Origin of the sequence: Winogradskyella immobilis, assembly GCF_021887715.1 — a bacterium.
Classification (GTDB): domain Bacteria; phylum Bacteroidota; class Bacteroidia; order Flavobacteriales; family Flavobacteriaceae; genus Winogradskyella; species Winogradskyella immobilis.
Genome location: NZ_JAIQXX010000006.1, coordinates 28525 through 42229, shown reverse-complemented (window position 1 = coordinate 42229; position 13705 = coordinate 28525). Strand labels below are relative to the sequence as shown.

The window sequence follows — 13705 nt, the reverse complement described above, 5'->3', positions numbered from 1 at the left end:
TTATAAACATTAGAAATCCACTTCTAAATTACTATCTATTAAAGATTAATCAAAAAATATATGAGTGACGATAAGCAAATAATTTTTTCAATGTCTGGTTTAACCAAGACATTTCAATCAGCAAATACACCAGTTTTAAAGAATATTTATTTAAGTTTCTTCTACGGAGCTAAAATCGGAATTTTAGGTCTTAATGGTTCGGGTAAGTCTACTTTACTTAAGATTATTGCTGGTGTTGATAAAAACTACCAAGGTGATGTTATATTTAAACCGGGTTACACCGTTGGTTATTTAGAACAAGAACCGCAGTTAGATGATAATAAAACTGTAATGGAAGTGGTACGTGAAGGTTCAGCTGAAACAGTCGCTATCCTTGACGAATATAATAGTATTAACGATCAGTTTGGTTTAGAAGAGGTTTATAGCAATCCTGATAAGATGGAGAAACTAATGAATCGTCAAGCTGAATTACAAGATCAAATCGATGCAGCTAATGCATGGGAACTAGATACTAAGCTAGAAATTGCCATGGATGCACTGCGTACTCCAGATGGAGATAAAAAGATTGGAGTGCTATCTGGTGGAGAACGTCGTCGAGTTGCATTATGTCGTTTATTATTACAAGAACCAGATGTTTTATTATTAGATGAGCCAACAAACCATTTAGATGCTGAGTCTGTACATTGGTTAGAGCATCATTTGGCACAATATAAAGGAACAGTTATAGCCGTTACTCACGATAGATATTTCTTAGACAATGTTGCAGGCTGGATTTTAGAACTCGATAGAGGTGAAGGTATTCCTTGGAAAGGAAACTATTCTTCTTGGCTAGATCAGAAGTCGAAGCGAATGGCTCAAGAAAGCAAAACAGCATCTAAGCGTCAAAAGACTTTAGAGCGTGAACTTGATTGGGTAAGACAAGGAGCTAAAGGCCGTCAAACCAAACAGAAAGCACGTTTAAAGAACTACGATAAGTTAATGAGTCAAGATCAAAAACAACTTGATGAAAAACTTGAAATATATATCCCAAATGGTCCGCGATTAGGAACAAATGTAATAGAAGCTATTGGTGTTGCTAAAGGCTATGACGATAAGTTATTATATGATGATTTAAATTTCAATCTGCCTCAAGCAGGTATTGTTGGTGTTATTGGGCCTAATGGTGCTGGTAAAACAACAATCTTTAGAATGATAATGGGAGAAGAAAATCCTGATAAAGGCGAGTTTAAAGTAGGTGAAACAGCACAGATTGCTTATGTTGACCAGAAACATTCTAATATAGATCCAGAAAAATCCATTTGGCAAAATTTTAGTGATGAGCAAGAACTTGTTATGATGGGAGGAAAGCAAGTGAATTCTAGAGCTTATTTAAGCAGGTTTAATTTCTCTGGTAGTGAGCAAAACAAGAAAGTAAAATTACTTTCTGGTGGTGAGCGTAACCGTTTGCATTTAGCAATGACACTAAAAGAAGAAGGTAATGTATTGCTTTTAGATGAGCCAACTAACGATTTAGACGTCAATACATTAAGAGCATTGGAAGAAGGTTTGGAAAACTTTGCAGGTTGCGCTGTAGTAATTAGTCACGACCGTTGGTTTTTAGATCGTATCTGTACACATATTTTAGCTTTTGAAGGTGATAGCCAAGTCTATTTCTTTGAAGGAGGTTTTAGTGAATATGAAGAAAATAAGAAAAAACGTTTAGGAGGTGATTTAATGCCAAAACGAATTAAATATAGAAAGTTGGTTAGGTAAATTATCTGGCTGTCCCAACTTAATAGTTATAAAAAAAGCCACGTATTACGTGGCTTTTTTTATAAGGTATAAGATAATTATTTGTTTTGTAATTCTTTAATTTTTGTTTTTAGCTTGTATGCTTTGTATAATGCTAGTGTTAACAGAATAGTTAGTGTCACTAAAGCTATGGCAAGAATACTGATAATTCTATCAGAACTATCCTCTAATGCTAATGGTATTAAATATATAGATAGAAAATGTAACATAACTAAATAAGATTAGTTATCACCGTACAAATGACCACTAGTAAAGTCTTTATAGGATTTATCCATGTCATTTTCAAAAGCATTAGTCTCCATAAGTCTTTTATTTTCAGCTTTGAGCTTATACATCTTAATAATAGCTATTCCAATGAAAATTATAAATACGGAAGCAGTAACTATAAGTATTATAGTCAGCTGTTCGGTGCTAACAGCCATGGTTGAATTTAGTAGGGAAAACGGCATAATATTCGTTTTTTAGATTTGGATTCTAAGGCTAAGATAGAAAAAAAAACAATATTGTAACTATTTAGTAATAAATAATTTACATTTTAGTTATTAACAAATCATCGATTAAGTGTTTGCAAACATCGTTGAAAGTATGTTTTATGTACACTAATTGCTTAAGATACTTAGTGTTATCGTTACATTTAAGCAATTAACCTATTCTGTGTTTTTTGTAACATTTTCTTCAAATTTTATACAGATAAATTGTATCGGAAAGTTTTTATACTGATAAAAATTACCGAAATTGCTTTTCCAATTTTGTTCAACCTTAAAAAATAATATAAATATGTCTGATGATTTTGATTTATTAGAAACGAATTCCAACGAAAAACCAGAAAAAGTAGATGTCAATTGGGGCAAAGCCATTGACCAAATGAAATCTAAGTTAGCACAAGAAGACGATCCGGAAAGTCGTCAAAAAATTCTTAACGCAACTTTAGATAATGTGGTTGATATGGCAGAGAAAGATAGATCAACACTATTAGATGCCATTAAGGATCTTACTGATTATCAAGATGAGGTTGGTATTATGTTTGAAGGTTTTTCCGCATTAAATGCAGAGGAGCAAAAAATCATTGACGATGCCGTTAAAGGTTTAGAACGCGCTAGAATAGAATTAGAAGATGCGCAAAATAAGCCAGATACATGGTGGAATAATCTTTGGGGACGTAAGAGTAAAATTAAGCGCGAAGAAGAAGAGTTTAAAGAAGCACAAAAAGTACGTGATTCTGCAGATAATAAGGCTAAGGCTATGTTTCAGCAACGTATCGAAACCGCAGATGTGCAAACGCTATTAAACGAACTCTCTTTTAAAAGTCAAGCAGCTGTTAAACGTTTAAAAGACAGAGAAGTTGAAATCAAAGAGGTTGAAGATAAATTACAAGACGCAATAGTAGAAGCTAGTAGAAATCATACAAAAGCATTAGAAAAGAAACAAGAAGTAGAAGACAAGCTAGAAGAAAGCTATGCTTTACTTAAGCAGGCTCGTACTGCTTTAGAAGAAGTAGCAGACAAACAATCTACAGAATATTCTGAAGCATTATCAAAAGTAACAAAACTAGAACAAAAGGTTGAAGAATTAGAAGGTCTTAAAAATGCATATACAACATTGGCAGCATCTAAAGATAGTTTTGTACACAAACATAATTTAACGATCAAAGTATTAACGTCTTTACGTAGTAACTTACAAACACATCGTGCAAAATTAAAAAGTGATACAGACGAACGTCTTAAGTATTATGATGGTTATATAGTAGCATTAAAAGCACGTACAGATCAGGAATTTGCTGCTATATTAGAACATTTAGGTGTTAAAACCGATGAGCATATTGGCGAAACACTCGCCGCTATGCATACCGCTAGTGCTAGGGCTCGTCAAGAAATGATGGATAATATTCCTGTACACGAAAAAGTAATGCAAGGTGTCTATGGCAGTTATGCTGAAGCTTTACAAGAAATCCGTAAAAAAGATGTAGATATTCAAAAAAACTTTGCAGATCGTTATGGTATAGATATGAAAGAAATTTTTGAAGAATACTATAAATCAGATGACACAGCACCAAGTAATGATGGTGGATCAGACGGATCTGGAGACTCAGCACCAGAACCAGATGCTAATAATGATGATTTATTAGGATAGAAATTAGTTAACGGTGTTCAGTTTACAGTTAGCTGTTCGGCTTACTGTAAACTGACAACTGCATACTGCAAAAGTATATGATCGTAACCCCATTAGATTCAGCACAATTAGACTCTAAAGCACAATATGAGTTTTATCATAAAATGGTTGATTTTACCATTAAAGAGCTCATTGTTAAAATGCAACAGCAGCAGTTATGCTCTGAGCAAGAATTAATTTTCTTTAAGCAATATTGTGATTTGTTGTTGTACTCTATAGAAGCCATGCGTGTTAAATACATGTACGATGATGAAGACAATATGAAAATTGATCTTACAGATTCTGGGTTTCCTAATTATTTAGAGTTTAGATATCTTTTTAACGATTTGGCTTTAAGGGAAGAATACCTTAATAAATTAACAGATATTGAGATACTTCAAGACGAATTTTTAGATACCTTAATGCGCAAGAAACAGCCGATTAAAAAATCAAAACTTTTTCAAGCGGCTTCAATTGTATACTATACTAATGTAAAGCAACAGTTTATCTTTAATAGGTTTGTTCAAGGCAAAATTATAGAAGCTCCAAAAGAATCTTCATCAGAATATATGACAAGCTGGAGTTTTTATGATGTGTCATTAAACAGACCGTTTATATGTTTTATGTACTTTAATTATGATGGGAGAAACCCTAATAATGACAGGAAAGAAATATACCAAGCGATTAAGCAATCTGCAGATCGTAAAATGAATTTAGATGCTATGGCTTATGCAATAGATCGTAAATTACCAGATTTGTTGCCAAAACATATAAAACGTATAGATTTAGGACCATTACATAATGTATTTGCAAAAGATGAAAACGAAATTACACATGCCATATTAGAGAGTATTGCTAAAAAAGAAGTGCCATTAGAAGCTTATGCATTTTCATTAAAGATTAATGAAGTTATTTCTACAAGCGAGTTTAAAGAAGGTAGTTTTTTTAATAAACAGATATTTCAAAAATGGACAGAAATTATAAAACAGAATTATGTCATGGCACCACATAGAATTATTCAAATGTTATATAATAAAGCACCAGAAGTTATAGATAAGCTAGCTAAACCGCCAATACAGATGTCAGATTTAAATAGTTAAATCTAAACCTAAAAACTAACAGCCAAAAGCTAAAAGTAAAAATGGAACACAATTCAACTTTTCCTATAAAATTATCAGAACTCGATATGCTTCGAGATGAAGCTTCTTCATATTTAAAAAGTGTACAATGGGAGCAAGGATCACGAGCAAAAAATAGAGATAAAGACGCAAAAGATGAATCAATTTTATTGTATTTATCAAGAGCCAATAGCGGTAGTTCTGTAAATATTACATCTGTTTCTAAAACAATACTAGGTTTAAAAAAACGCTTATTACCAGATTCTATAGCAATTCCTGTTTATTTAAATCAGACATTGTATGCGGTTCAAGAAGGTATAGGATTAGGACTTTGGATTAAAGACAGTTATTACGACGCTTCGGGTTTATCTACATTAAGCGAAAATAAATCAGCATTAGATACCTCAGGTAAACGAGAATACGAAAGTAAAATGCATACAGCAACAGCTTTTATGCTATTTGCTACGGCGTATAAAATTCTTAACGATATTAAACCACATGCATCTGATGATTTAAGCGTAATGAAGCAAAAATTTGCAGGCATTCCAGAAGTATCATTATTATCGCCTTTAAAAGGAATTTCTTGTAGTTTGTTTTATTACGATAAATACCTTGGACATCCAGATATTATAAAGTCAGATAAAGATGTCATTAATTTTACGGTGGTTTATTTTGAAGCTCTAATTGCTGAGATTCAATTGCGTAAAAATAGTTTAGAATATACTGAAACTATAGTAGACAGAACTTATAAATTAGAAAACTCAGAATTTGCAGTTTCTGGCTGGGAAAACACCTTTGAAGGTACAGCAAAAAGTGTAGAATTTAATAAAATTAAGTTTGAACAGATTGTAGGTAACCGTGATGCTAAACATTTTGCACGTCGTTTAACGGAACGTTTATTGAGCTATGATTTTGAAGTAAAAAAGAACCCGTTTCAAGAATTAGGTGGATTTATGCCTGTGTTTATGGGTTATGGTATTCCTGGAACAGGAAAAAGTATGTTGATTGCAGCCATTGCAACCCGACTCAAAGAACATGCAGATCATTTAGATATTCCGTTTCTATTTCACCCAATGCCAGACACTTTAATTAGTACATTTCAAGGAGGTTCAGCAGAGAAAATGGTAGAATGGATGAAACCCTTGCAAGATCCTACAAAACTGATTTTTGCACCAATTGATGATGCAGAAAATAATTTACAAGAGCGAACAGCACAAGGAGTTTCAGCAGGTGTAAAAGAGGTTATAGGCGTGTTTTTACGATATACAGAAGGAGCATATGCTGTTAATTACGGAAATAGCTCTATAGGTCTATTTACAAATCTTCCTGAAATGTTAGACAAAGCTGTGATATCTCGTGTACAAGGCCGTTTTAAAATTGATGGTGCACGTTCTGAGCACGATTTCCTAGATCAAGATTACATATGGTGGAGAAAACTTCAAGAAACTATGCCAAACTTCGTAAATATGAAAAACCCGGAAGGTTATGACTATTTAGCAGATCAAGGTTTAGCAAAGAGCATGGGCGAGATTTTAAATACTGTAGAAAAGCCAACTGAAGAGCGCGTGCATGATACTTTTGATAAAGTAGAAAAACTACATCAAGAAACAGATCATATGTTCTATGCAGCGTTATTTAAAGAGATTCAAAAGATCTTTCCATTCTTTTCATCAAGAGATGTGCGTAATATTCAATCTGCGATATCATTACGCTTAACAGATTTTGATTTAGAAGAAAGTTGGTTCGATAATCCTGAAAAGTATTTCAAAAAAGATTACGAGACAAAGTTCAATATGCTTCAAGAATTAATGAAATCTAATATGAAAGGGTTAAATTTCTCAGATATTAGGCGTCAAGAAGTGATTCGGTATTTAGACAATGTCGCTACTATAGCAGATACTGATTTTAAACGTAAAGTAGACGCTAGAGTAAACCAAATGAATATCGAAACTGAAGCTAGAGAACAGTTTGGTAAGAAGGATTAAGCTTTGAAAAGATTTTGGTACATATTTAAATCATATTATGTGACATATATTTTTGTTTATGTTATTATAATGTTCATTATGTATTTTATTGACAATGCAAATTCAAATATTAATAGATTTAAATTCTTGTTAGTTTTTGTCTTTGTTTTTATGTTATTAATGTCGAGTATTGAATTTATAAAACATGAATATTATAAAAAATGGCTTATAAAGCGATTATTAGATAAAACACCTTTAATTGAATTTTTAAGTCATAATTTCCTTAAGCACGAGAATTTTATAGTGGGTGAATTAAGGGGTTATACTGTAGTCGTTGGAATAGATTGGCAAAAACATCAAGACCGCTATGGGTACTATTATCAAGTATTGTTCGATCCATTTATAAATGGGAGAATGTTAAATCTTAAAGAATGCAAAAGTTTTCAAGAAGAAATAATTAAAAATAAGTTGAATTTTAATCTTAATAGTATAGATAAATTTTATGGTAAGAGAAAAGTGTTTCTAAGAAAAGAGCATAAAGATATTTTATCTGATATCTATGATACGATAGAATGGTTGATGCTTAGGAATTTTAAACCAATTAGTTTTATTGAATGGATTGATTCATTCTCTAAGGCAAGCAGGCATTCTGAAACATTTTACACAAAATAAATACTAAAGTTATTTTCTTTAGAAAGTACTTAGAATGAGTTTTTATGAACAAACTAAAAAAAGCAAATTTATATAGAAGTGAACTCATACCTGTTAGTGGAAAACTAGTAGAGCGTTATAATAAATGCCTTGTAACATTAGGTTTTGCCGAGACTAAACTAGAGTCATTTTCTATAGATGGGATAGGCTGGAGTCCTGAAGTTGCAGAAGAAAAGAATGATATTCAATACCTAAATCACGGAGATGCAAATCCGCATGGTATTATTATTTCTCCTTTACAAAAAGGAAAACCTGTGTATTTGCCATTCCATTCATTTGATAGAGAAATGATGAAACATGTGTTTAGAACACATGGAGCTAAGATTAATGATATTACTAGAGATTCTGCAATATGTATTGATTTTGATCAAGATATAGATGTTTTTTATGAACCACTAGATGTTTTAAAATACAAAGACCTTAGTATCTCTTTTCGTCTTATTGATGATCTAGACCGTATACAAAAAGAGCAATTAGAGTTGGTTACTAAGTTTAAAACCAATCATAATTTTATTGATGAAGCTTTACAAGCACAAATATTAAAATCAGCTAAAACTTATGGTGATTTAAGAGGTAGAGATTTAAAGTTACATTCCATTCGTTTTTCAACAGATTCTTTTTATACTCGTGCTTTTGATGGAGTATATGTTTTACGAGATTTTATAAAGCCTATAGTAGTTTTTGAGAGTAAAGAGGCTTATAAAGAAGCTATAAAAGACACCATTCATGATGTTTTAATTTATCATGTAGCGCAACCTGAACTGATGGACAAGTTAAAAGACCATCTTATCATACAATGTAATCTAGAAGAAATGATAAAGACTTCACGTTACGATCGTGTAAAGAAGAATGAGCTGTCTAAGTTTTTAACCGATGCAGAGCATCCTATTAGAGACATATTAAGTGATAAAGTATTATTTAAGAGCTATCTAAATAAAATTGATATCAAATCTCGTAAACAAGTGATGGGAGTAGAAATTTATTTAGAAAAACTAGAACGCAGTAATGCATATAAAGTTAATGATATCGTTGAGCAATCTATGTATTTTGCCATGCACGAGCCTCATTCGTCACTATCTTTAGATCATAGAGATTTAATAAGTAAATTGTTAATTAATGTGGCGCCCAATGACGTATTACTTTTATATTGGTATGATAAAGAACAGTTTTATAAAAATTATGAAACATGGGATGATTCCTTTCGAGACTGGGTTATAGAAACGATAAGTAACAATATTTAATAGGAGTTTTGAAGTAAGAAGCCTGAAGAAGGAAGTTAAGAAGTAACAAATTGTTGAAAATATAGACTTATAATATGAAATTCAAATTTGAGAATTTAATTATTTGGCAAAAAGGAATGGATCTAGGAGAGGAAATGAGCAGCCTCGCAGATCGTTTTCCTGATAAAGAGCTTTATAATTTGTCTTCTCAAATACGAAGAGCTTCAGATTCAATAGCTTTAAATATATCTGAAGGCAGTATTCTTCAATCTGCGGCAGAGTATAGACGGTTTTTAGGATATGCAATCCGTTCAATTGCAGAAGTTGTAACTTGTTTGCATAAAGCAAAGCGAAGGTCTTATATTGAAGAAGATATATTTAACTTTCATTACAAAAATTGTTTTGATTTAATGAATATGACAATCGCATTTAGAAAGAAAATTAATTAAAGCATGTAAAAGCTTCTAGCTTCAAACTACAGGCTTCAAACTTATAACAAATGGGAATAGAATTAGTAATTTTTATAGGATCGATATTATTTGGTATTTTTCTGTATTGGCGAGAATCTAACGGCAATGGTTTATACCGATTTATTAATAAAGTAATGAATAGCAAAGCTTTGCAAATGGCGGCTGATAATCCTAAAGGGTTTATCTATAAGCAAACACTTATACCACGAATTATATTTGTAGGTGTTTTATTTCTTATGACAGCTTTAGTTTTAGAATTCTTAACACCAATTTCAATCTTTGCGAGCTATAATGGCATTTCAGCATTGTCATCTGCTGCAGTTGGTACTTTAGTAGGTACTTATTTAGCAAATTTCGTTATTAAATCAACTGAAGTTATAGAAGAGAAAAGTGATTCTATAGGAGATATAGTAGGTGATGCTGTTGAAAAAGGAAAAGAGTTTATTGAAGATCTAAAAACAAAAGGTTCTAAGGGAGATTCTGAGACTTTAAATGAAACTGATACATCTCAAAACGAAATAGAAATAGAACCTGAAGTAGAAAAGAAAAGTGCTCGTGAGCGTTTAAAAGATAAAGGCTTAATGTAAAATATATTGATATCCTGAATTGTCACACTGAGCGCAGTCGAAGTGTTATTTTCAGGATCTTTTAAATAATTTAATTTTCAGAATACAATACATCACATGATAAAACGATATTGGCAAAAAGGCAGAAAACAAAAGATAGTAACCACACTAGTTGGTTTAGGCTTACTTATTGCTTTATTTGTACTAAGAGACGACTATCAGCCTTTTTTACTATTTCTACGTAAGTATTTATTCATTATAATTATCATTGCTTTAGTGCTTGTTTTTGGGTTAATTAAATTCCGAAAAACACCAAGTACGGGTAAACGATTAGGCATTTTGGCACTTTTAGCTGTTTTCTTTGGTATTCTATATGCATTTGGTTGGCATTATAGAATGTACGATTATATGAAAACCTATAACGTTTACAATAACCTAAACCGTGTAGAGATTTCAGAATTGCCACTAACTCAAAATGAACGTATTCAGCCCTTACGTAATATTTTCTCTATGGCTAATGAAAGTGTAGGAGAGACTAAAGATGTTTCTCTACCACATTTAGTACGTGTAGATAATGAAAATAAATGGACAATGGCCATTCAGCCAAGTGAAAAGTATATTATGCAACGTATTAGCGATAATACAGAAGAAGTATTCTCCGTAAGTAGTACAACACTATTTCCTCGTTTTTCTAATGAAAATCGTATACCTGTAACGTTTTCTATTGGTGAATCTTTAAAATTTAGCAGAAACACATATAACGCCGTAGTACAACGTTTTAATCCTTGGATGCTATTTAATTATGAACCTAGCGATACGTTTTACATGAAAAACGATGACGGTAATTGGGTTGAAGTAGTGAGTCTAATAAAATGGAAAGGCTTCTTTTTTCCTTACCCAACCTTTGGTGGCGTAATGATTGTAGAAAGTGGTGCTCACGATTTTAATGATTACCTAGAACGTATTACCATTGGTAAAGGTACTTTTATCAGTCCGGGTGAAATTAAAAACTACCCGTTTTTAACCAAACAGAATACATTATCTGAGAAAGTATCTCAATTGCAAGCAGAATCTTTAAAGTTTTTGGGTGGATTTACCAATCCGCTGCCATGGAATATGGAAACCGCAGTTAAAATACCAGAAATGCCAAAAGACCAAAACCAACAGCCTTATGTTACCGATTTTGATTTTGCAGGCTCAAACACTAATGCTTATAGTGGTTTATACCATTGGTTTGGCTTAGAACCTGTGGGAGATGATCGTACGAGTTTAAGTTATAGTGTGTTTATTCCGGCAGATGGTTCAGATCAATTGTATTATTTTGATCATGCTAGTAAAAAACAAGGTTATGCAGGTGTTTCTGCAATGCCATTAAAAGTAAAAGAATCTCGAAAAGAATACGATTGGAATGCAAGTACTCCAGTAGAATTTAGACCTTATATAAAAGAAATTGCAGGTCGTAAACGGTTATTTTTTTTAGGAACAATCTCATCGATCAGCGATACAGACGCGCAACAGTTTGATGGTTCTGCTACACCAGATATTGTTCTAATCGATAGTGAATACCGAGATGTGATTTGGATCGACGTAAAACACCCGAACGGTTGGGATAAAACAGTATATGACCAGCTTAATGAAGCTTGGAGAGCAAGCGAAAAGATAGGTGAATATTACCAAGAAGAACTAGAAGATAAAGATATTATAGAACAAACTATAGATTCTTTAAAAACCTTACCTAAGGTAGATAAAACCACTAAGCGTATCGAACAGTTACAGCGTGAAATAGATTCTTTAAAGGCTTCTGGGAATAATTAAATGATTATTAATAATATAAAGTTATTAGGGTTAAAACTTTATGAGAAACAACGTATTTCAGAGATCCCGATAGAACTAAGTTTCGATCCAATTATATCCGATGAAATTAGTCTTTTCTTTATAGGTAAAAATCCACGATTAAAATACCAACAGTTTAATTTTTCGGATAATTTTAATTGGAGTTGGTATGCATTAATTTCTATACGATTAGCAATTTTCAACCTTGTAAATAATGATGTTATAGAAATTATAAGATGCAAATATGAAAAAACATATCTATTTAATTTATTTAGAGTTTTTGAAACAAACTATTATTTCAAAATTCTGGATTTAAATGTTGACAAGGATATTTTTTCTGTAACACTCTTTAATTCTATAAATAAAGGAAAAGGAAGAAGCAAAGAGTTGTTTTATATAATAAATACTTTTATTACTAGGTTTTTGGGAGGTGGAGAATATTCAAATCCGTACAAGAGTTTTTTAATTAAATCATTAAAGATTAATTCTAAAAAATACGAATGGTTGGAAATTTCAGAAAAGAAAAAATATTTTGGGGTATATAAAGATTACAATGTAAAATTTAATGAAATATATATACCTAGAATAAAGATGCAACATGATAATCTTTTTGAAATAGAGCTAAAACTATATAAGACTAATGGGAATTATAGATTGTTTTGCGATTATTTAAGAAAAGTTATAACGGATGATTTTGAGAATAGAAAGCCAAGTGATAATAATGATTTTGATTAATAGAGAGTAACATTTAGATGAAAAAATAGACTCATAATATAAAGCCTTTAATTATGAGTTATTCAGATATCACATTACACAAATACAAGGCTAAAAAGCGCAAAAGAAAACCTTTTTCTAAACGAAGAAATTCACCTAAAGAGAAGACTAGATTACGTTTTATAACCAATTTCTCTTCTATATCATTAGATAGCTCTAATATTATTGCTTTTGTAGTAATTGCTTTAGTTGTGTTTTTTATGGCCATGTCCTATTCAGGTGTTAAACTTCATAGTCAAGAAATGGAAACTTTCCGTTTATCTTCTGTAGAACGAGAAAACAAAATTGCTTTTACATTTTTAATGAAATCGGGGAAAGAACGCCTTGAACGATTTTTGATAAAAGATGCTTATTCAGAATTTAAATTGGCATATAAACTATTTCCAGAAGATGAAGAATTAAAAAAATATTTATTTGAAACCTTAAGTATCCTCTGTAAAAAAGAGAATGCGTATTGTTTGGAGTTAGACCAATTACAACTCTAACACCATTTTAATATTACTACGCACATAAGGACTGTTAGGTTCAACAGGTATTTCTATAAACCCGTATTTGCGATAGATGTAAATCGCGTTTTCTAAGATGGTATTAGAATACAACATAAGCCCATCTAAACCAATAGATTTTCCATAATCAATGCAATATTGCATTAATTGCTGCCCGATTTTTAAACCGCGAGAAGCTGGTGAAACAGCCATTTTGGTAAGCTCAAGTAGTTTAGGATTATCCGTTGGCATCAGCGCTACGGTACCAAGAATAGTCTCGCCTTGCTTTGCAAAGAAAATATGTCCGCCTTTATTAATAATATAAGTTTCTGGTTGGCTTAAAACAGCTTCGTCATAGGCTTCAACATAAAAAAAGGTTTTTAGCCATTCTATGTTTAAATTATAAAAAGCAGAAGCATATTCAGGTTGATAATGTATAATTTTAACACTCAATATCGTTGTGTATTATTTTATTGGAGCCGAAGTCTAAACAGTCTTTTAGAATACGTAATAGCTACGTAAATATAAAAATTTAGAGCCTACTAAAGAAATATAATGACATAGGTAAATAGAGTAGAATTTATTTAAGCAATTGATATTAATAAATACATTAGTTTAATGTATT

The 13705-nt window shown here is 31.6% G+C and carries 14 protein-coding genes; 11 read left to right on the top strand and 3 right to left on the bottom strand.

Annotation, left to right across the window (positions count from 1 at the left end; translation table 11 throughout):
- The first annotated feature begins 60 nt into the window (after positions 1-60).
- On the top strand, positions 61-1752 hold the full coding sequence (gene ettA / locus K8Z87_RS06225) for an energy-dependent translational throttle protein EttA (protein WP_227476626.1): 1692 nt from the start codon (positions 61-63) through the stop codon (positions 1750-1752).
- A gap of 77 nt (positions 1753-1829) precedes the next feature.
- Here ettA and K8Z87_RS06220 read toward each other — a convergent pair whose 3' ends face one another.
- Both K8Z87_RS06220 and K8Z87_RS06215 read right to left on the bottom strand, forming a co-directional pair.
- On the bottom strand, positions 1830-2000 hold the full coding sequence (locus K8Z87_RS06220) for a hypothetical protein (protein ID WP_227476625.1): 171 nt from the start codon (positions 1998-2000) through the stop codon (positions 1830-1832).
- 12 nt (positions 2001-2012) lie between these two features.
- Positions 2013-2213 carry a hypothetical protein gene (locus tag K8Z87_RS06215; RefSeq protein ID WP_227476624.1) on the bottom strand — a complete coding sequence of 67 codons (201 nt, stop codon included), beginning with the start codon at positions 2211-2213 and terminating at the stop codon, positions 2013-2015.
- A 355-nt stretch (positions 2214-2568) separates the two neighbouring features.
- Here K8Z87_RS06215 and K8Z87_RS06210 point away from each other — a divergent pair, with 355 nt between their 5' ends.
- From K8Z87_RS06210 to K8Z87_RS06165, 10 genes are all read left to right on the top strand, one after another.
- The gene (locus tag K8Z87_RS06210) at positions 2569-3921 is read left to right on the top strand and encodes a coiled-coil domain-containing protein (protein WP_227476623.1); all 1353 of its coding nucleotides are present in this window, start codon (positions 2569-2571) and stop codon (positions 3919-3921) included.
- A gap of 77 nt (positions 3922-3998) precedes the next feature.
- Positions 3999-5039 carry a hypothetical protein gene (locus K8Z87_RS06205; protein WP_227476622.1) on the top strand — a complete coding sequence of 347 codons (1041 nt, stop codon included), beginning with the start codon at positions 3999-4001 and terminating at the stop codon, positions 5037-5039.
- Between the two features lie 41 nt (positions 5040-5080).
- A complete protein-coding gene (locus K8Z87_RS06200) occupies positions 5081-7042 on the top strand; it encodes an AAA family ATPase (protein ID WP_227476621.1) in 1962 nt (653 codons plus the stop codon).
- Positions 7043-7201: 159 nt separating this feature from the next.
- A complete protein-coding gene (locus tag K8Z87_RS06195; RefSeq protein ID WP_227476620.1) occupies positions 7202-7693 on the top strand; it encodes a hypothetical protein in 492 nt (163 codons plus the stop codon).
- Between the two features lie 44 nt (positions 7694-7737).
- Entirely contained in the window at positions 7738-8973 is a 1236-nt protein-coding gene (locus K8Z87_RS06190) for a DUF6638 family protein (protein WP_227476619.1), read from the top strand.
- Positions 8974-9047: 74 nt separating this feature from the next.
- The gene (locus K8Z87_RS06185) at positions 9048-9401 is read left to right on the top strand and encodes a four helix bundle protein (protein ID WP_227476618.1); all 354 of its coding nucleotides are present in this window, start codon (positions 9048-9050) and stop codon (positions 9399-9401) included.
- 50 nt (positions 9402-9451) lie between these two features.
- Positions 9452-10009: a hypothetical protein gene (locus K8Z87_RS06180; protein WP_227476617.1), complete on the top strand. Its 558-nt coding sequence runs from the start codon at positions 9452-9454 to the stop codon at positions 10007-10009.
- Between the two features lie 96 nt (positions 10010-10105).
- Complete coding sequence (locus K8Z87_RS06175; protein WP_227476616.1) at positions 10106-11803, top strand: hypothetical protein; 1698 nt, start codon at positions 10106-10108, stop codon at positions 11801-11803.
- Positions 11804-12556: a hypothetical protein gene (locus K8Z87_RS06170; protein ID WP_227476615.1), complete on the top strand. Its 753-nt coding sequence runs from the start codon at positions 11804-11806 to the stop codon at positions 12554-12556. It abuts the gene before it with no gap.
- Positions 12557-12609: 53 nt separating this feature from the next.
- Positions 12610-13080, top strand: coding sequence for a hypothetical protein (locus K8Z87_RS06165; RefSeq protein WP_227476614.1), 471 nt, complete (start codon positions 12610-12612; stop codon positions 13078-13080).
- On the opposite strand, the gene K8Z87_RS06160 is transcribed toward K8Z87_RS06165, so the two are convergent.
- Positions 13069-13533, bottom strand: coding sequence for a GNAT family N-acetyltransferase (locus tag K8Z87_RS06160; RefSeq protein WP_227476613.1), 465 nt, complete (start codon positions 13531-13533; stop codon positions 13069-13071). The genes K8Z87_RS06165 and K8Z87_RS06160 overlap by 12 nt on opposite strands.
- Positions 13534-13705 lie beyond the last annotated feature (172 nt).